This window comes from Vreelandella lionensis, assembly GCF_044543515.1.
GTDB classification, from domain to species: domain Bacteria; phylum Pseudomonadota; class Gammaproteobacteria; order Pseudomonadales; family Halomonadaceae; genus Vreelandella; species Vreelandella lionensis.
The window spans coordinates 1-19190 of the sequence record NZ_JBITWC010000023.1 but is presented as its reverse complement, the minus strand read 5'-3'; the positions used below and the strand labels follow the sequence as shown (position 1 = coordinate 19190).

General features: G+C 53.6%; 19 protein-coding genes and 2 tRNA genes. 9 read left to right on the top strand and 12 right to left on the bottom strand.

The window, feature by feature from the left end:
* Positions 1–67: 67 nt before the first annotated feature.
* A tRNA-Val gene (locus ACIGG6_RS14195) sits at positions 68–144 on the bottom strand.
* Positions 145–169: 25 nt separating this feature from the next.
* Positions 170–246, bottom strand: a tRNA-Val gene (locus ACIGG6_RS14190).
* Positions 247–428: 182 nt separating this feature from the next.
* Here ACIGG6_RS14190 and ACIGG6_RS14185 point away from each other — a divergent pair.
* Positions 429–1499 (top strand): endonuclease/exonuclease/phosphatase family protein, encoded by a 1071-nt coding sequence (locus ACIGG6_RS14185; protein ID WP_399845244.1) that lies wholly within the window; start codon positions 429–431, stop codon positions 1497–1499.
* A gap of 37 nt (positions 1500–1536) precedes the next feature.
* On the opposite strand, the gene ACIGG6_RS14180 is transcribed toward ACIGG6_RS14185, so the two are convergent.
* Positions 1537–2913: a class II fumarate hydratase gene (locus ACIGG6_RS14180; RefSeq protein ID WP_399845242.1), complete on the bottom strand. Its 1377-nt coding sequence runs from the start codon at positions 2911–2913 to the stop codon at positions 1537–1539.
* 303 nt (positions 2914–3216) lie between these two features.
* On the opposite strand from ACIGG6_RS14180, the gene ACIGG6_RS14175 reads away from it, so the two are divergent.
* Positions 3217–3591 carry a phasin family protein gene (locus tag ACIGG6_RS14175; RefSeq protein WP_399845241.1) on the top strand — a complete coding sequence of 125 codons (375 nt, stop codon included), beginning with the start codon at positions 3217–3219 and terminating at the stop codon, positions 3589–3591.
* An 80-nt stretch (positions 3592–3671) separates the two neighbouring features.
* On the opposite strand, the gene hda is transcribed toward ACIGG6_RS14175, so the two are convergent.
* Together hda and ACIGG6_RS14165 are read right to left on the bottom strand one after the other, a co-directional pair.
* The gene (hda, locus tag ACIGG6_RS14170; RefSeq protein ID WP_399845239.1) at positions 3672–4376 is read right to left on the bottom strand and encodes a DnaA regulatory inactivator Hda; all 705 of its coding nucleotides are present in this window, start codon (positions 4374–4376) and stop codon (positions 3672–3674) included.
* Positions 4373–5485, bottom strand: a complete 1113-nt coding sequence (locus tag ACIGG6_RS14165) for an AI-2E family transporter (protein ID WP_399845237.1) — start codon at positions 5483–5485, stop codon at positions 4373–4375. Before ACIGG6_RS14165 ends, hda begins: the two co-directional genes overlap by 4 nt.
* Positions 5486–5684: 199 nt before the next feature.
* On the opposite strand from ACIGG6_RS14165, the gene purM reads away from it, so the two are divergent.
* Both purM and purN read left to right on the top strand, forming a co-directional pair.
* On the top strand, positions 5685–6764 hold the full coding sequence (purM, locus tag ACIGG6_RS14160) for a phosphoribosylformylglycinamidine cyclo-ligase (protein ID WP_273681968.1): 1080 nt from the start codon (positions 5685–5687) through the stop codon (positions 6762–6764).
* Positions 6761–7504, top strand: a complete 744-nt coding sequence (gene purN, locus ACIGG6_RS14155; protein ID WP_399845236.1) for a phosphoribosylglycinamide formyltransferase — start codon at positions 6761–6763, stop codon at positions 7502–7504. The genes purM and purN overlap by 4 nt, the downstream gene beginning before the upstream one ends.
* A 79-nt stretch (positions 7505–7583) precedes the next feature.
* Here purN and dcd read toward each other — a convergent pair whose 3' ends face one another.
* The 4 genes from dcd to cobA all read right to left on the bottom strand — a co-directional run bounded on the left by dcd (position 7584) and on the right by cobA (position 11297).
* Positions 7584–8150 carry a dCTP deaminase gene (dcd, locus tag ACIGG6_RS14150; protein WP_044628317.1) on the bottom strand — a complete coding sequence of 189 codons (567 nt, stop codon included), beginning with the start codon at positions 8148–8150 and terminating at the stop codon, positions 7584–7586.
* An 11-nt stretch (positions 8151–8161) separates the two neighbouring features.
* Positions 8162–8962, bottom strand: a complete 801-nt coding sequence (apbC, locus tag ACIGG6_RS14145) for an iron-sulfur cluster carrier protein ApbC (RefSeq protein WP_052509914.1) — start codon at positions 8960–8962, stop codon at positions 8162–8164.
* 149 nt (positions 8963–9111) lie between these two features.
* A complete protein-coding gene (locus ACIGG6_RS14140) occupies positions 9112–10290 on the bottom strand; it encodes a coiled-coil domain-containing protein (protein ID WP_253503604.1) in 1179 nt (392 codons plus the stop codon).
* Positions 10291–10436: 146 nt separating this feature from the next.
* Positions 10437–11297, bottom strand: a complete 861-nt coding sequence (gene cobA / locus ACIGG6_RS14135; RefSeq protein WP_399845233.1) for a uroporphyrinogen-III C-methyltransferase — start codon at positions 11295–11297, stop codon at positions 10437–10439.
* A 242-nt stretch (positions 11298–11539) separates the two neighbouring features.
* Between cobA and ACIGG6_RS14130 the strand changes: the two genes are divergently transcribed.
* The 4 genes from ACIGG6_RS14130 (at position 11540) to ACIGG6_RS14115 (ending at position 15742) form a co-directional block, all read left to right on the top strand.
* Positions 11540–12451, top strand: a complete 912-nt coding sequence (locus ACIGG6_RS14130) for a GGDEF domain-containing protein (RefSeq protein ID WP_399845232.1) — start codon at positions 11540–11542, stop codon at positions 12449–12451.
* A gap of 29 nt (positions 12452–12480) precedes the next feature.
* Complete coding sequence (locus ACIGG6_RS14125; protein ID WP_083026445.1) at positions 12481–12819, top strand: 4a-hydroxytetrahydrobiopterin dehydratase; 339 nt, start codon at positions 12481–12483, stop codon at positions 12817–12819.
* Entirely contained in the window at positions 12820–14010 is a 1191-nt protein-coding gene (locus tag ACIGG6_RS14120) for an amino acid aminotransferase (protein WP_399845230.1), read from the top strand.
* Between the two features lie 247 nt (positions 14011–14257).
* A complete protein-coding gene (locus ACIGG6_RS14115; protein WP_399845228.1) occupies positions 14258–15742 on the top strand; it encodes an NCS2 family permease in 1485 nt (494 codons plus the stop codon).
* 1 nt (position 15743) lies between these two features.
* Here the strand turns inward: ACIGG6_RS14115 and ACIGG6_RS14110 are convergent, their stop codons facing one another.
* From ACIGG6_RS14110 to ACIGG6_RS14100, 3 genes are all read right to left on the bottom strand, one after another.
* Positions 15744–17078, bottom strand: a complete 1335-nt coding sequence (locus tag ACIGG6_RS14110) for an MATE family efflux transporter (protein WP_392567155.1) — start codon at positions 17076–17078, stop codon at positions 15744–15746.
* Between the two features lie 103 nt (positions 17079–17181).
* Positions 17182–17766: a YceI family protein gene (locus tag ACIGG6_RS14105; RefSeq protein ID WP_399845226.1), complete on the bottom strand. Its 585-nt coding sequence runs from the start codon at positions 17764–17766 to the stop codon at positions 17182–17184.
* A gap of 87 nt (positions 17767–17853) precedes the next feature.
* Entirely contained in the window at positions 17854–18411 is a 558-nt protein-coding gene (locus ACIGG6_RS14100; RefSeq protein WP_083026435.1) for a cytochrome b, read from the bottom strand.
* A 334-nt stretch (positions 18412–18745) separates the two neighbouring features.
* Here ACIGG6_RS14100 and ACIGG6_RS14095 point away from each other — a divergent pair, with 334 nt between their 5' ends.
* Positions 18746–19024, top strand: coding sequence for a hypothetical protein (locus ACIGG6_RS14095; protein ID WP_253503593.1), 279 nt, complete (start codon positions 18746–18748; stop codon positions 19022–19024).
* The last annotated feature ends 166 nt before the right edge of the window (positions 19025–19190 follow it).

The following is a 19190-nucleotide window of genomic DNA, read 5'->3' as shown; positions in this document are numbered from 1 at the left end:
CAAGGCCGGGCAAGCCAGGCGCGCACGCACAAAAAAGCCCCGCTCATTGAGCGGGGCTTTTGAAATTTGGTAGGACCAGGCGGATTTGAACCGCCGACCTCCACGATGTCAACGTGGCGCTCTAACCAACTGAGCTATGGTCCTAGAAAGGGTTTGCACATATGAAATTTGGTAGGACCAGGCGGATTTGAACCGCCGACCTCCACGATGTCAACGTGGCGCTCTAACCAACTGAGCTATGGTCCTGCTGTGCAACGGATGCGTATTCTACGGCTTCATAGCTGAATTGCAAGTAGTTTTTATTCTTCATACCCTTACCAGCGAGTACCTTATCGCTGTTTCTATGAATAATGTCGACACTTATCAAACCTAAGGACTAAGCTGGACATAGATTAATACTGATCGCCCGTGAAATAAGGAGGTAAGTTTTGCTAGGGCCTTTGCTAGGATGCATCGCCGTTTTACTGCTACTTTCCACGTTAATTGCTCGCATAAGATTGCGCTGGTGGTGGATACGCAGTTTTGAGTTTCCCCGCCTGCAGATTGCCTTACTCGCTGGGGTATGTGCGCTAGCAAGCTGGATGCTGCTGGAGCCAGGTAAATGGCGAATGGCATCGACAGGCTTATCGCTGCTTACCCTGCTGATACAGCTGCGTTACATCATCCCTTGGACGCGTCTCTGGCCCGTTCAAGTGAAATCGACCCATGAGGCGCCAAGCAATCAAAAAATCACCCTGCTGATCGCCAATGTGCTTACTCCGAATCGCAAGGCGGATAAATTGCTCAGTATGATTGAGCAATACCAGCCCGATATTGTGCTAACGCTGGAGTCGGACCAGTGGTGGCAGGATCAACTGGATCAAGCGTTAGAGGATAAGTGGCCTAATAGCGTCAAAATTCCGCTCGATAATCTTTACGGCATGCATATGTACTCGCGACTAACCCTCAGCGAGACCGAGGTAAAGTGGCTGATTCAGGATGACATCCCCTCTATCCATACCTATGTCACGCTGGAAAGCGGCGACCGAATCCGCCTATACGCTCTTCACCCGCGTCCGCCAGCACCCAGTGAAAGCGAGAAGTCGCTCTGGCGCGATGCTGAACTACTGTTAGTTGGTAAGGAAATTCATCGCCACCCTTCTGCCACTCTGGTCGCAGGCGATCTAAACGATGTTGCTTGGTCGCGCACCACCCGACGCTTCTGCCGCATCAGCGGCATGCTTGACCCTCGTCGTGGCCGGGGCATGTTCAGCACGTTTCACGCTAACTACCCGGTCCTGCGCTGGCCGTTAGATCACGTCTTTGTCAGTGAGCACTTTACGCTGGACAGTATGCAGCGCTTGGATGCCTTTGGGTCTGACCATTTCCCTATTCTGGCCACACTCTGCTATCGCCCTACTCGCCAGAACGAGCATGAAACACCAGAAGCCAGTCAAGAAGAGCGCCAGGAAGCCAGCGAAACCATTGAAAAGAGCAAAACGGAGACGCAGCAAACTTAACCGTTTTACCCAATCGCTAGGCATAGGATGGAATAGGTTACTCGGGCACACCGCCTTGCGTTAATACGGTGGGATCAAGCAGGCGCTCTAGGGTGGCGCGGTCCAGGTCAGTCTCCTCTTCCGCGACATCGATAATCGGCCGTCCTGCTTGATATGCCTTTTTAGCAATCGCGGCGGCCGCGTTGTAGCCAATCACACTGTTCAGCGCGGTCACCAAAATCGGGTTACGCGCCAGCGGCACCTGCAGGTTATCTTCACGCACTTTGAAAGTTGCGATAGCACGCTCAGCCAACAGCTTGGCGGTATTACTCATCAGAGTAATTGACGTGAGCAGATTAGACGCCACCAGCGGCAGCATAACGTTAAGCTGGAAATTGCCGCTCTGCCCCGCCACTGTGATCGCCGTATCTAACCCCATCACCTGCGCCGCCGCCTGTGCCGCCGACTCGGGAATCACCGGGTTGACTTTGCCCGGCATAATAGAGCTACCCGGCTGCAGCGCTTCAAGCTCAATTTCACCCAGCCCGGCCAGCGGCCCCGAGTTCATCCAGCGTAGGTCGTTGGCGATCTTCATCACCACGCAGGCGAAGCCTTTCAGCTGGCCGGATAATTCCACCGCAGCGTCTTGCGAAGCCAAGCTGGCAAAGAAGCTATCGTTAGGAACAAAAGAGAGGCCCGTTTGTTGGCTCAGTTCTTTCGCCATTAAGTCAGCAAAGCCCTCTGGCGCGTTAATCCCCGTACCCACTGCAGTTCCACCCTGGGCAAGGCGGCATAACCGCACCATCGCACTGTCAAAGCGCTCAATGGCTTGCCCCACCTGGCTAGACCACGCCCCTAACTCTTGATCCATCCGCAAAGGCATAGCGTCCATCAAATGGGTACGCCCGGTTTTAACGACATGGCTGAGTTCGTCAGCACGGCGATCAATGGTCGCTTGTAGTGCGACTAATGCAGGCCTCAGCGACTCATTCACGGCGATAGCGGCGGAGAGATGGATCGCAGTGGGAATGACGTCGTTACTCGATTGCCCCATATTAACGTGATCGTTGGGCGCCACCTCGACTCCTTCACGGCTAGCCAACGTCGCCAGCACCTCATTCACGTTCATATTGGTGGAGGTGCCCGAGCCAGTCTGGAAAACGTCAATGGGGAAATGGTCGTCATGCTGGCCATCAATCACCGCTTGTGCGGCTTTTTCGATAGCCTGCGCGCGCTCGGCATCTAATAGTCCTAGCTGGTGATTGCTACGAGCAGCCGCTAGCTTAATGCGTGCCACGGCATGCACAAATGCCACCGGCATGGGCGTGCCTGAGACGGGAAAATTATTAATGGCACGCTGGGTTTGGGCACCGTAAAGCGCCTTTGCCGGTACCTCAAGCTCTCCCATGCTATCTCGTTCAATACGCGTATCCATTCCACACTCCTGTTAAGTCATCAGCGGCATTTGAACTAACACCACTCCATTGATAACGATTCTCTCTACGCTTCAGCCTAGCCACCCCGCCCGGCTTGGTAAACCACCAAGCTGACTGGTCACGTGCTCAAGGTTTATTTTGCCCAAATTGTTGCACTGCACAAAACCACTTGCTATGCTGCAATGCAAGATAACCCAGATCAGTAACGGTGCATTCCTTAGCTCGCCGTCGCTGATAAACGAATCGTCTTGGGTTTAGCTTAGCAGCCCACAGACCTTAGCAATGGCACAGGAGTGTTGATTATGCGTACCTTTAACACCAATGAAATGACTCAGCAGTTCGATAACCTGTTTATGGCTCCGGCACGCGCCTACATGAGCCTCAGCATCGACTATTCTGAAAAACTGCTAAACGCTCAGCTAGACGCTAACAAAGCCTATGTTGATACCGGCATTGCACAAATGCGCCAGCTGATGAGCGTTAAAGACGCTGAGAGCCTGCGCAGCTACATGGAAGGCCAGCAGAAAGTAGCCAAAGAGCTGGCTGAGCGCGTGAAAGGTGATGCAGACAAAGTGGTATCACTGCAGCAGGACTTCTTGCAGAAGAGCCAAAAGCTGACGGAAGATAACGTTAAGCAGGCACAAGCTACTGCCAGCAAAATGAGCAAAACTGCCTAATATTGAACTGATCGCGAAAGCGATTCAGCAACTTAAAAGCGGTTAGATGACGCCCTTGCCAGTTCTCTGGCAGGGGCGTTTTACCAATTAAGCGCGGATTTCACGAAAGGAATGGTGAGTTTGCGTTTCGCAGAGAGTGACGCTTGATCCAACGTTTCCAGCGCTCGACACAGCTCCCCTAGCTCCCTTGGACCACGATGCATAATGTAGCGCCCAACGTCATCCGGTAGTTGCATCCCGCGGACATTCGCACGCAGCTTTAAGGCGGCCAAGCGATCACTATCATCCATAGGATGTAGATGAAACGTTACCCCCCAGGCAAGACGCGATGCCAAATCCGGTAGGGCTACTTCCAAGTGGCGTGGAGGCTTATTGGCGGCAATCAGTAATGCTTTGCCCGCATCCCGTAAGCGATTAAACGCGTGAAATAGCGCTTCCTCCCAGCGCTTACGGCCTATCACATACTCAAGGTCATCAATCGCGACTAAATCAAGACGCTCAATATCCTCTAGCATCAGCGGGGGGAAATGACCTAAATCAGCCAGAGGTAAATAGAGCGCTCGTTTGTCTTGATCAGAGGCCGCATGGCAGGCCGCTTGCAAAAGATGGCTACGGCCACTGCCCGGTGCGCCCCATAGATAAAGAAACGGCTCTGAGCCAGCCATTAGCTGATGGCTTAAGTGGTCTACCAACGAAGCATTGGCACTGGATGCGTAGTAATTATTAAACGTAGCATCGTCGCGCAGCCCTACCCCAAGCGGTAGCTGTGCCGGTACTCGGCTCATGATGACTCCCTTTTGTCGTCGCGACCCAGCTCATCATGCTGTGTTTGCTGTTCTAATGGTTCTGACCGTGCATCATACAGCGCACTATTTTTATAACGATCTTTTACTTCTCGCAGCAGCACCATAATCACCGCCGCCGCCGGAAGCGCTAACAACACCCCAGTTAAACCAAAGAGATGCCCACCCGCCAGTACGGCAAAAATAACTGCTACCGGATGCAGGCCAATCTTATCGCCTAATAGCTTCGGCTGCAGCACCACGCTTTCAGCCACTTGCCCCAGACCAAACACGGCAATGACGCCTAGTAGCGCCCACCAAGTATCAAACTGAAACAGTGCCACCACCAGAGCAATTACTAGTCCGACGATAAAACCTAAAAACGGCACGATGCTCACTAGCCCAGAGAGCACGCCAATCAGCAGGCCAAAGTTAAGCCCCAACAGGGTTAAACCCACTGCGTAGATAATACCCAAGCAAAGCATGACCAGCAGTTGACCGCGTAAAAACGAGGCTAATACCTCATCACAGCGACGTGCCAAGCGAAACGTATCGTCCACCCACTGGCGAGGTACTAGATTCGCCATATTGTTAAGCATGCGCTCCCAATCCAGCAGCAAATAAAACGTCACCACAGGAATCAGCGCTACATAGGTGACCCAAGAGACAAACGCCATGCCCGAGCGGCCAATCTGGCCTAACGCCTGGGCAACGTGACTACCCGCATCACGCCAGTTTTCAACCAGCGTTTCACGTACATTGCTCAGCTCGGAGGCGAGGTCATAGCCCGTCCACTCTTGCACCTGTGGAGCCAATACGCCTTCAATCCAGTTAAGCACGCCCGGGAGCGCTTCGCCCAGTTGCTTAATCTGTTGCACCACCAGCGGAATAAGAATAAGTAAGCTCAGGGCCAGAACAATCATCAGGACTAAAAACACGCTGCTGACTGCACAAGTACGCTTCATTCCCAGGCGTTGGAAATAATTGGTCAATGGGTCGGCCAAGTACGCCAATATCAACCCAGCAATAAAGGGCATCAGTACTGCATCGAGAAAGTAAACCGTGCCAACCAGCGCGACAAGTAGCGCAATTCCCCACCTTGAGTTTCTCATTCCACGCTCCTTCCTGGATATACGGTCAGCGGTAATGCTTGAATAGTAACAAAAGTTGCCCGCAGCGCACCTGATAACGCGTCACATCGATGCGACTTACGTCGCTGAGTGATACAATCGCACCCCGTTATTGCTCCGGCACTGGCTACTTGCCAGCACAATCGCATTGCAGCTTTGCATAGGCTTCACAGGACCTGTCATGACCGAGACCTCTCCCTCCCAGGCTACTCCCTCTCTCAGCTACAAAGACGCAGGCGTCGATATTGATGCCGGCAACGCCCTTGTTGATCGTATCAAGCACGTTGCCAAGCGCACATCACGCCCTGAAGTGATGGGTGGCCTTGGCGGTTTCGGCGCACTGTGCGAGCTGCCCGCGGGTTATAAACAGCCGGTACTCGTCTCAGGCACAGACGGGGTGGGCACTAAACTGCGTCTGGCAATGGATCTTGGCAAGCATGACACTATCGGCATCGACCTGGTAGCCATGTGTGTGAATGACTTGATCGTGGCGGGTGCCGAGCCGCTACTTTTCCTGGACTACTATGCCACGGGCAAACTAGATGTGGATATTGCTGCCGACGTAGTGACCGGTATTGGCGCTGGCTGCGAGCTAGCAGGCTGCGCACTGGTAGGTGGTGAAACCGCAGAAATGCCCGGCATGTACGAAGGCAGCGACTACGACCTGGCTGGCTTCTGCGTTGGCGTCGTAGAAAAGTCAGAGATTCTCGACGGCAGCAAGGTGGCCGAAGGCGATGTGCTGCTCGGTCTGGCCTCCTCTGGCCCCCACTCCAACGGCTACTCGCTGATTCGTAAAATTCTTGAAGTCAGCAATGCTTCCCTGGAAGAAACCGTTGACGGCAAGCCACTAGGCGATGCCTTGATGGCCCCTACGCGCATCTATGTAAAATCACTGCTCTCCATGATGCGCGGCACCGACATTCCCGTACATGCCCTTTCGCACATTACTGGCGGCGGCCTGCTGGAAAATATCCCCCGCGTTCTACCAAACACCCTGGCAGCACACATTGACCTCACCAGCTGGCAGCGCCCTGAAGTGTTTAACTGGCTGCAGGCCAAAGGCAACGTCAACGAAACCGAAATGCACCGCGTGCTGAACTGCGGTATTGGTATGGTCATCGTGGTGCCCGCAGAGCAGGCAGCGAACGCTAAAGCGCACCTTGAGGCCCAGGGCGAGACCGTTTATCAAATCGGTCAGATTATTCAGCGCCAGGACGAGGCGGTCGTACTCGACCACGCCCAAGCGAGCCACAACGCATGAGCAGCACCGACTACAGCAGCGACACCCTAAACGGCATGACTCCTGATCCTGTGGGCGCACGCCGCGTGGTGGTACTGATCTCTGGCAGCGGCAGTAATCTACAGGCGCTCATTGATGCTCAGCAGCATGACCGCTTGGGCGGTGAGATCGTTGCAGTGATCTCCAACGAGCCCGATGCCTATGGCTTGAAACGTGCCCATGAAGCTGGCATCGAAGCGGTAGTACTTCCCCATCGTGAATATGATAGCCGCGATGCTTACGATGGCGCGCTGATCAAGGTGATAGAACGCCACGAGCCAGACGTTATCGTTCTAGCGGGCTTTATGCGCATTCTAACACCGCGTTTTGTACAGCGTTTCTTGGGGCGGATGCTTAATATTCACCCCTCACTGCTGCCGGCTTACCAGGGCTTGAACACCCATGCACGTGCATTAGCTGATGGCGCCTCGCACCACGGCTGCAGCGTACACTTTGTCACTGAAGAGCTCGATGGCGGCCCCGTTGTGCTGCAAGCGGAGCTGCAGGTTAGCTCAGATGACACGGTGGAGACGCTAAAGGAGAAAGTCCACGCGCGCGAGCACCTGATCTTCCCGATTGCGGTGCAGTGGTTCCTGGAAGGACGCCTGCAGTACAACGCAGAGGGTGCCACCATGGACGGCCACCCGCTTCCGCCGTACGGCATGCGCCTCTCCCATGCGGATGCCGCTGAAGAGCTGGATGAAGAGATCGACGACGCCTAATTTCTCAGAAGAGCCTCCGTTACAAAAAAGCCTTGCCGCAGTGATGCGGCAAGGCTTTTTTAGTAGCACAGAAGGCGTATTAGGTACGCGGCAACGTCACGCCACGTTGGCCCATGTACTTACCACCCCTATCTTTATAAGAGGTTTCACACACCTCATCCGACTCCAGGAAGAGCATCTGGGCGACGCCTTCATGGGCATAGATCTTCGCGGGCAGGTTGGTGGTGTTGGAGAATTCCAGCGTCACGTGCCCTTCCCACTCAGGCTCCAGCGGCGTCACGTTGACGATGATGCCACAGCGCGCGTAGGTGGATTTGCCCAGACAAATGGTCAGCACATTACGCGGAATGCGGAAATACTCCACCGTCCGCGCCAGCGCAAAAGAGTTTGGCGGAATGATGCAAACATCGCCCTTCACATCGACAAAGCTTTTGTCGTCGAAGGCTTTAGGGTCAACAATCGCCGAGTGAATGTTGGTAAATACCTTAAACTCATCGGCGCAGCGTACATCGTAGCCGTAGCTGGAAGTGCCATAGGAGATCACCCGCTGGTCGTTCACATAGCGCACCTGCTCTGCCTCGAAAGGCTCGATCATGGCATCGCTTTGCGCCATCCGGCGAATCCACTTGTCTGATTTAATGCTCATCGGTTACTTCATCACTCGCTAAAAGAAATCGTAGGGCCGCCGCTTTGGCTAGCACTGACGGACTGCGCTACTTGGCTGGCAATCTCGGCAAAGGTACGGCTAACGGCACTGTCTGGCTCGGAAACCACGCTTGGGCGTCCAGAATCTGCCAGCTCGCGAATCGACAGGGTCAGCGGCAAACGTCCCAACACGGTAGTGTCGTACTCCTCCGCAATACGGTCGCCACCGCCAGTGCCAAAAATCGCGGCTTCATGGCCGCACTTCTCGCAGTGGTACAGGCTCATGTTCTCCACCACGCCCAGCACAGGCACGTTCACTTTGCGGAACATTTCGATGCCTTTACGGGCATCCAATAGCGCGATGTCCTGCGGTGTCGTGACGATCACAGCACCAGATACCGGCACTTTCTGCGCCAGCGTTAGCTGGATGTCACCCGTGCCCGGCGGCATATCGATCAGCAGAAAATCCAGATTATCCCACTGAGTTTGGGTCAGCATTTGTTGAAACGCACCCACTACCATCGGGCCACGCCACACCATGGCATCCCGCGTGTTAACCATAAACGCCATCGACATGGCCTGAATACCGTGGGCTTCCAACGGCAGAAACTTATTATCTGCCGCCGCCTGAGGACGCACACCCTCTTCTACACCCAGCATTTGTGCCTGGCTGGGGCCATAAATATCTGCATCCAAAACGCCTACACGATAGCCCTGTGCAGACAGAGCCAGCGCTAAATTGACGGTCACGGTGGATTTACCAACGCCACCTTTGCCGGATGCCACTGCCACAATATGTTTTACACCATCCATCAATGGCACTCCCGTTGTTTGTTTATCGTGAACATGGCGTGAATGATACTCCTCAGCGGTCTATTTCTAAACCAACAAACAAAAGCGGATGTGGGAAACCCCACATCCGCTAAAGGAGTTATCAACTCCCGGAAGCCACGGCGCCGTGCTTAGTTGCTGCTTTGCTGGCTCTCTTCAGCCGCTTGGGCATCTTCGCTCTCTGCATTGCTGTCATCACCAGCGCTATCTTCTTGGTCCTGGCCTTCGTCCTGGCCTTCCTGATTTTGCTGATCTTGTTGGTTTTGCTGTTCACCCGTTAGGCTGGGCACCTCACCAGAGGCAGCATCTTCTACGTTTAAACGCTCATCCAGCGTAGAGAGTTCATCGCGCCACTCGCTCAACTGTGTTTCTAAACGTGCCAGCTGCTCTTCACGGCTCTCGATATCGCTCTCGACCTTAGCCACTTCATCGCGACCGATATCCAGTGCCACCATCAGGTCGTCCATTTCAGTGCGAACCTGCTCTAGGCTTTGCTGTTCTTCTTCGCGCAGCTGAGTTAAAGAGTCCACTTCTGATTGCAGCGAGTCACGCTCTTCCACCACGTTATCGCGCTCATCCTGCAGGGTTTGCAGCTCGCTCTCCTGGGCAGCAATTTCCTCTTCAAGCGTCGCTAAGCGCTCATTGGCATCCGTCACTTGGGTTTCAAGATCGCTTAGCTTGGTTTCAGCGGCGCCTAGCTCTTCAACAGCCTGCTGACGCTGCTCTTCAGCTTCCTGACGAGCAGACTCTGCCTGCTGACGAGCGTCCTCGGCACTTTGACGAGCTTCTTCAACCTGCTGAAGCGACGCCTCCGCCTCATCGCGCTCACTTACCACTTGCTCACGCTCTTCACGAAGCGACTGCAACTCGCTTTCGGTGCTGGCAAGCTGCTCTTCCAACGCAGTGACTTCCTGCTGCAGCGTTTCACGCTGGCTTTCTAACTCTTCAAGACGAGACTGTACGCTGCTGACATCTCCCTGAGCAGACTCAAGGCTGGCAGTTGCCTCTGCTTGCTGCTGCTCTAAAGACGCCATTTCATCGCGCATGGCGGTCAAATCAGCTTCGGCCTGCTCTACTTCCGACAGGCGCTGGCTGAGCTCAGTATTCTCTTGCTCAACGCTGGCGAGCTGCCCTTCGAGCGCCTCTACACGCTCCTGGTGGGTGCCTGAATTGGATTGCGCCATAATGGCCCAGATCACCGCAATGGCTGCAATACCGGCAATACCTTTGACCCGGTTATCCTTAAACAGCGTTTTCATATCCGGCTTGTGGCCTGGCGTGTACTGATCTGAACGGTTTTCTTCTGACATGCTGCGTCCCTCTTTTTGCTTGGCTGCTGGCGTTAGCAGCGTTAGTGGCAAGTAGCACGATAAGTGAATGATCGTTTTTTAAAAGTGTTCTTTACTAGCATACACAGACAATTACATAACGCCACCCGGCTTGGCTCTCAAAACGCTCAACCATCTGTTAAACGTGCATGCTTACCCTCTGAAAAACCAACTGCTGTTCCGCTATCAGTCTCAAACCATGAAAGCGTCCGGTGCAGCGATACCACGCTACCAATTATTAACAGCGTGGGTGGCTTAATGTCACCTGCTAAAAAGCCATCCGGCAAATGCTGTAGTGTGCCTATGTGGGTTCGTTGCTGTTGTGTAGTGCCTTGCTCAATCAGTGCAAGAGGTGTTGCTGGGTTTAAACCATGGGCAATCAGTTTCTGACAGATCAACGTGAGATTGCTCAACCCCATATAAAACACCAGCGTTTGGCCAGGCTGAGCTAAGGTGGGCCAATCTAGGGTAAATTCGCCATGCTGAAGATGGCCGGTCACAAACCGCACCGACTGCGCATGGTCGCGATGCGTCAACGGAATGCCCGCATAAGCTGCACATCCGGAAGCGGCGGTAATGCCAGGCACTACCTCAACGGGCACATTAGCGGCGACCAGCGTCTCAAGCTCTTCACCACCGCGCCCAAAAATGAATGGGTCACCGCCTTTCAGGCGTACCACCTGCTTTCCTTGCCTAGCCCACTCTACCAGCGATTGATTGATATCCTCCTGCGGGACGCTATGGGAGGAGCGCGCTTTGCCCACGTAGTAGCGCGCGGTCTCTGCGGGTAACAGTGCCAAAATTTCATCGCTAACCAAGCGGTCATACAACACGACTTCCGCACTCAAAAGTCGTTTGTAAGCCTTTAACGTTAATAAATCAGGGTCTCCTGGGCCAGCCCCTACCAAGCTAACGCGCCCCTGGGAACGCGGCGTCGCTTCAGATGCTGTTGCCGTAACGGCGCCCGTATGTAATTTCTGCGTAACCAAAGCGACCACCAAATAGAATTAAAATATTTTTTAATATTTCAAAAAAGAATAAAAAGCATAATCCGCCCCAACTTTTGTCATTTTTACGGCAAAACAACAAAAATGGAATAGATAAGCAATTTTTAATTACCAAAAAATATTAAAAAAAGATGAATTGTCAGCAAAAGCTTACATATTGTTTACGATTTTACCGCTAATCTTCACGGCTAAATTACAACAGGCATAAAATTGGAGATTCACGCATGCCCGTGAATGATGCACCTGTACCTCCTGTAGCCATTCCTCAAAGTGCTGATACCTTAGTTCCACATATCCCTGGGGTGCTTTTTCAATTCTATCGCTCCCATAGCGGCCATATGCACTTCCCTTACCTAGAGGGCGGCGGCATGGCGCTTGCTTATGTTGACAGACAGCAGCTAGCGACCAATGCAAGCCAACTAATCGAACAGTTGACAGGTAATGATCACCCTAAGGTGATGTCAGCCATTGAGCGCTCCGCGCGCTGGATGCTGCCGTTAAATACGCGTTTCAGGCTGCCCTTTCCTAAAGCAAAACCGCACTGGATCGCCGTTAGCGCTAACCCCGAGCCAATGGAGTCGGGGGTACGCTGGAACGGCATTATGCTGGATATTACTGACCAAGTGCTGGAAGAGCTTCGCTTGCGCAAACTAAGCGATACCGACCCGCTGACCGGCCTACCTAATCGGCGCAAACTGATGGGGCAATTAACCCACCTCACATCGCTGAGCACACGCCACGGTACGCCGCTTTCGATCATGATGATCGATATCGACCACTTCAAACGGCTCAACGACCGCTGGGGTCATCTACAAGGTGATAGCGTTCTGGCACAGCTAGCCGATGTGACGCAGTCACTGCTTCGCTGTGAAGATATGGTGGCAAGGCTAGGGGGTGAAGAGTTTATGGTAGTGCTGCCGCTTACCTCGCTGCAGCAATGCCATAAGCTTGCCGACCGTTTACGCCACACCATTGCAGACTACGATTTTGGCATTGGCCAGGGTAACGTCACACTCAGCATTGGTGTGGCTGAATATCGTTGCGGAGAGCCACTGGTGAGCCTGATCGAACGGGCCGATCGAGCGTTATATAGTGCAAAGGATGTTGGTCGTGATTGTGTCTGCCTTCTACCCTGATAGATGAGTCAACCTTGGAGGCTAACACCATGACATCTCTTGCTCAGTCGCAGTGCGAACCCTGCAGTGGTAGCGCTATACCGCTCTCTTATGACGTATGCCAAGCGCATCTTAAGGCGCTTCCAGAGTGGCAGATTATCGAGCACGATGGCATCATGAAGCTGACGAGACAATTTACGTTTCGTAATTTTGCTGATGCGCTAGCGTTTAGCCAGCGTGTTGGTGATGTCGCAGAGCAGGCTGGCCATCACCCAGTATTGGTGACCGAATGGGGCAAAACCACGGTGACGTGGTGGTCCCATAAAATAAACGGCCTGCATCTTAATGACTTCATTCTTGCCGCCAGAACCGACGAGGTAGCCGAATAAATGTTTGAGCAAATTGAGCGAGTCCCTGGAGATGCCATTCTCGGGCTGATCGAAGCTTTCAAAAAAGATACCAACCCGCAGAAAGTGGACCTTGGTGTTGGTGTATACCGCGACGCCGCTGGCAACACGCCGGTCATGCGCGCCGTCAAGGAAGCAGAAGCTCGCCTGCTCAAGAATGAAACCACCAAAACCTACATTGGCTCTCACGGTGCACCCGCTTATGGCGATGTCGTTCTGCCGATGGTATTGGGCGCTGACTCTGCAGTGCTAAAAGCCAACCGCGCCAGCGCTACCCAGTCCCCTGGCGGCACCGGTGCCTTACGTCTGGCAGCCGACTTTATTGCCAGCCAACTGCCAGGTAAAGGCATTTGGGTAAGCGACCCCACTTGGCCGAACCACCACGGTATTTTCACCGCTGCCGGCATTGAACTGCATAAGTACCCCTATGTAGATGCCGACAACCGTTTAGATTTTGATGGTATGTTGGCCGCGCTGAAAAAGATCCCCGAAGGCGATGTAGTAGTATTGCATGCCTGCTGCCACAACCCGACCGGTTTTGATCTTTCTCAACAACAGTGGCAAGAAGTGCTGGCGGTACTGAAAGAGCGCCAGTTGTTGCCACTCGTCGACTTCGCTTACCAAGGTTTCGGTGAAGGCCTTGATGAAGACGCCTATGGCGTTCGCCTGCTAGCTGAGAACCTGGATGAAGTGATCATCACCAGTTCCTGCTCCAAGAACTTTGGTATTTACTGTGAGCGCACGGGCTGCTTGATTCTGGTCGCTAAAAACGCCGAGCAGATGGAGAACGTTCGCTCCCAGGTGGCTATTGTCGCCCGTGAAAACTACTCTAACCCGCCAGCCCACGGCGGTGCGATTGTCAGCGAGATTTTGCATGATGCAGAGCTTTCTGCCATGTGGCGCGAAGAGCTGACCGAAATGCGTGACCGGATCAACACGCTGCGTCGTGACTTCGTCGAAGCCCTGAAGCCTTACGGCCTGGATGAGAAGTACGCTTGCGTTGCCGAGCAGCGCGGCATGTTCTCTTACACCGGCCTCACGCCGGAACAGGTAGATCGTCTGCGCGACGAGTTCGGCATCTATATGGTGCGCTCTGGCCGCGCGAACGTAGCAGGCTTCTCCCATGAAAATCTGCCCTACCTCGCCAAAGCCATTGCTGCGGTTAACGACTAACCAACAGCATACGCTATCCACGCCCAGGCCAAGCGCCTGGGCGTTTTTGTTGGTAACAACTGGCTATTTCGAAAAGCCATAAGATTATCAACCCCTTGGCAAATGTTGTGTACAATTGCGCGTTCGCCGCCAGAGCCTGGGGCGCCCGCGCGGCGCTCGTTGCAAAGCAACGCTTGACCGATTAGTCAAATTTTCGGCACACTCAGCGCTGCCTTGTATACAACACACCATAACCAAGAGGCCTAACATGGCGGCTGCCAACACTCACTACCCGTGGTACAAAAAAGAAGATACCGACGCCTTCTTCGCGCTCTTTCAAAACAATATTGCCAACTTCGTTATCATCGCGATTACGATGTTAGGCATGGGGTTCCCCACCTCAATTGTTTACGGCCAAGTACTCCCCGGCGCCGCAGTTGCGGTGATGGTAGGCAATTTTTATTACGCTTGGAGTGCCGCAAGACTTGCTCGCAAAGAGAACCGTAGCGACGTCACCGCACTCTCTTACGGCATCTCTACCCCGGTGATGTTTGTTTTCCTCTTCGGCGTATTACTCCCTGCCAAACAGCTGACTGGAGACGCGGAACTGGCCTGGAAAGTAGCCGTGGCCGCCTGCTTTATCAGCGGTGCTATTGAAGCCGTGATTAGCGTGATTGGCCGCTGGGTGCAATATCACCTCCCCCGTGCCGCCATGTTGGGGGCAGTCGCGGGCGTAGCGCTGACGTTTATTGCCGGTGAAATGCTGTTCAAAACGCTGGAAATGCCCGTCATCGGCTTGTTGGTACTGGGTATTATTATTGTCGGTTTGGTTGCCCGGGTTAGCATGCCCTTCAAGCTGCCCACCTCACTGTTTGCCATTGTCGTTGGCACCGCCATGGCCTATCTGATTGGCGATGCGGGTAGCGAGCGATTCAGCGATGCCTTCACTCATTTGGGCTTTTACCCGCTGCTACCTAACCTCGCCTGGTTTGAAGGGCTAGGCCTGCTGTTTACCGGTATGCTGGCCGTGCTCACCGTCGTGCTACCGATTACTCTCTATAACGCCATCGAAACTATGAACAATGTCGAGGCAATGGAAGCCGCAGGGGACAAATACGACGTGCGTGAATGCCAAGCGGTAGACGGAGTAGGCACCATGATCGGCGCGCTGTTTGGTGGGGTGTTTCCAACGACGGTTTATATCGCTACGGTGGGCGCGAAATGGATGGGCGCGGGTCGCGGTTACAGCCTGCTCAACGGTGCCGTCTATGCACTGGCCACCATGTTTGGGCTGATTGCCGCCCTGGCCGCCATTATTCCGGTCTCCGTCGTTGCCCCCATTCTGGTATTTGTGGGCATGTCGATGATTGCCACGGCGTTCCAAGCTAACGATACCCGCTACTACCCCGCCATTGCCCTGGCAATGCTGCCCTACTTTGCCAACTATGTAATGACGCGCTTTAACCGAGCCGCAGGCGAAGTTGTGAGCGATATCTCCAGCGCAATTGTGGTGATGGGGCAAGGCGCTATGTTTATGGCCATTTTCTTGGGTGCCATGACAGTGTCTGTGCTTGATCACCAATTCCGACGAGCAGCCGCGTTTGCTGTGATAGCCGCAGGCTTCTCGTTTGTCGGCTTAATGCATGCGCCCAAACTCGCTTTTAACGCCGCGCCGGAATTTGTGATGGGCTACTTAGCCATGGCCCTGCTGTTTACGTACTTCTCGTTCCAAGAAGCCCCCCATAAACGCTAAGCTAGCCTGACGCTCCCGCCTGCCGATGCGGGCGGGAGAGGATACGCTTCAGCAAGACCCACGCCGTTAGCCCGGCCAGTAGGTTGCCGATAGCTGCACCAGCAGCGAGGCCCGTCCAGCCAAATAGCTCTGCCCCTAGCCATAAACAGGGCAAGTAGCAGATAAACAGCCGCGCACTGGAAAGCAGCATTGCCCTAAGCGGCCACCCCAGCGCATTACCCGCCGATACGACCAGCATACAGACACCAAGCGCCGCATAGCTTGGCAGCATAAAGCGAATCAGCAGAGCAAGTTCACTCTGCACCTCTGGATTGCCTGCCAAGGCCATGGCCACCCACGGCGACGCTAACGCCAGCAGCACGCCAAGGCTTAGCTGCCAGATCACGGCCACTTTTAATGCTAGGCGCATAAGCTGCTGAATTTGCCCCCAATCCCCCGCGCCATAACAGCGCCCCAGCCAAGGGGGGAGTGACATGGTCATGGCAAGAATCACCATCAACGATAGCGTCTCAAGGCGACTCGCTAACCCCCACGCCGCTACTTGGGTGTCGCCTAAGCCCGCCACTGCGGCAATGGCAAGCATTGCCGCCAGCGGCGGCATTAACTGGCTGACCATCGCGGGAGCGGCAATGCCTGTAAAAGGCCGCCATGAGCGCACAGCTTCTTGCCCAATATCATCCATTGTCGCCCACTGACAGCGCCGCAATTTAGCCCCTGTTAGCAACAGCCCAACGGAAAACGCCACGGCAGTCGCCCACGCTGCCCCCGGAAGCCCCCAACCTTCCCAGCCACCTACACCAAAAATAAACAGCGGATCGAGCGCTAGGTTGATCAGGCTACTGAGCACCATCATCTTGCCGGGCATGCGTGTATCACCGTGAGCACGAAAAACGCTATACATAAAGTAAAGCAGCGCCCCTAACCAGGCAGAAAATAGCTGAGGCCCCCAGTAGGCACGAATATACGTCAGCGCCGTTTCGTCCGCCCCCAACAGCTGAAAGAGCGGCACCTGAAGCAGCCATAACGCCACTGCCAGTACGGCAATCACCGCCCCACCAGCAATCAGCACTAGACTTGAGAGCCGCTTGGCCCTCGCCTGCTCTCCTGCTCCTAATGCTCTGGAAATCAGCGCGGCGATGGCAATGCCCATTCCCACCTGTATACCAATGATCAAAAACGACAGAGGAAAGGTAAACGACTGAGCCGCCAGCGGCGCAGTGCCTAAACGTGCGATAAACGCACTGTCCACAAGCTGAAAACCCAATAGCGCCAGCACGCCAATGGCCATCGGCCACGTTTGCCGCCATAGGGTTATCGCCAACTCGCGTTGTTGCATGACAGCTGCCAAAAACTGACTCCTTAGCGTCATAAATGTAGGAATACTAAACGCAAAAAACGCCACCACCCGTTAGGGTGGCGGCGTTTTTAAACCGTATCGCTTACTGGCGAATACCTTCAAACGTCACGTACAGCTCAACTTCGTGCATAGCTTCCGGGAAATCGCTCATGTTAATACCGAAATCGCCGAGGGTAAGCATCGTGCTGCCTTCAAAACCTGCACGGTAATTGCCCCAGGGATCTTCACCTTCCCCCATCAGCGTTACCGGCATTTCGATCTCTTGAGTCTGACCATGCAGCGTTAGCTCACCGGTCACAACGCCTTCATTGTCGCCGGTAGATTCAAAACCGGTAGAAGTAAACGTCGCCGTGGGGAATTCGCTGGCATTCAGGAAGTCACCACTCAAGATGTGACGGTCACGCTCAGCATGATTACTGGTCAGACTATCAATTTGAACTTCCATTTCGACAGAAGAAGCGTCCAGATCGTCAGCATCGTAAGAGAACTGGCCGTCGAACTCTTCAAAGCTGCCCAGGATGTAGGAGAAGCCCAGGTGGTTAATTTTGAATTGAACGAAGGCGTGCTGGCCTTCCGTATCAATCTGGTAGTCCGCTGCCTGTGCTTGGCTCAAAGGAACCATCGCCGCTGCCGCTACGGCCACTGCCATTACGCTTTTCTTCATCATTATTTCCATCTCCTTTCTTTCCTTTATGGGCACTGTCGGCGTTGCCTCTACCTTACCCGACAGCGTTCAAAAATTGTCACCCAGCAATCAGAGGCTGGTTCGGCTATAGCGGGGGTTTACCATCCGACTCAGCGTTGTATGACGATACCGGTAGTGATGTACTAACGCTGCCAGGGCATGACCACCCGCCAACAGCATTAGCGCAATCGCGCTATACCAATGAACCTCCCCCGCAAGGCTTGCCTGATTCGGCAGATCGTGCAGCACCGCAGGAATCTCAAACCATCCAAACACGCTAATACCGCGGCCATTCGCTGTGGAAATCAAATACCCACTGGTCAACACAAGCAGTAATAGTACATAAAGCGCTATATGGCCCAGGTGAGCAGCAGCTTGCTCTAAGCGGCTGCCTTCTCCCGCAGGCGTGGGCTGTGCAAAACGCCATATTAAGCGGCCTACGGTCGCCAGTAGTAACAAAATACCTATCGAGCGATGAGCCCAGGGGCCTTGGTTATACCAAGGATCGTAATAACCCAATCCGGTCATCCACCAGCCCAAAATAAACAACCCAATGATCGTCAGGGCACTGAGCCAGTGAAAAAGAATACTAATGACACCCCAACCGCTGCGTGTGTTCCGCAACATCCTTGATTCCCCGTATAAAACTGCCCGCAAGGGTCTGCCCGCTCGTTTCGTAATGAGCATACCGTTTCACCGGCAAAAACTCTGCTGAAAAAAGCAGAATACATCGTTCGTAAAAACCATTGGTTATGTCGCTAATGATTCTGATGCTTCTTCACAAATTCTCCACGACATGTTCCAAGCCTAGCATCTTAGACGAAAGTTTAAAAAATCGAACAAACCCAGCAATTTTAATCAATTTTACTATTTGTTTAGCGCGCTTATTATTAGCGCACGTTCTGACACGACACATCACAACGCTTTTAAACGAATCCACTATTTATAGAGAGTATGACCCATGAAAAAATTGACCCTTATTTCCGCTATCGCCCTAACATTGACCTCTACAGCGGCTCTAGCCGAACAAGGCTCTGCTGAGCTCAATGAAATCGTTCATGCCAGCTCTTCTGTGAACCACAGCACAGAAAGCTTAAACCTGACGCCCGCTGATCTGACGCGTGTGAACGGTGATGCTGCTAAAAACACCGTTATCGAGCCTAGCTCTGAAGCGCATCACTCAAACAGCAACAATGACCAGATTGCGCAGTCTGATCTGCCGCACCGCAACGCCTCCTAAGACAGGTAAGCGCTGCTGTCCAACGCAGAAAACGCTTAGCTTCTTAGATGACAAAAAACCCACCTCACGGTGTAATGCCAGTCAGTTAAGCCTGACTGGCATTTTTCTAACCGCATATTTTTGTGGTCGTGTCCGAACAGCACGCGGGTATGACCGTTCTCGTCTA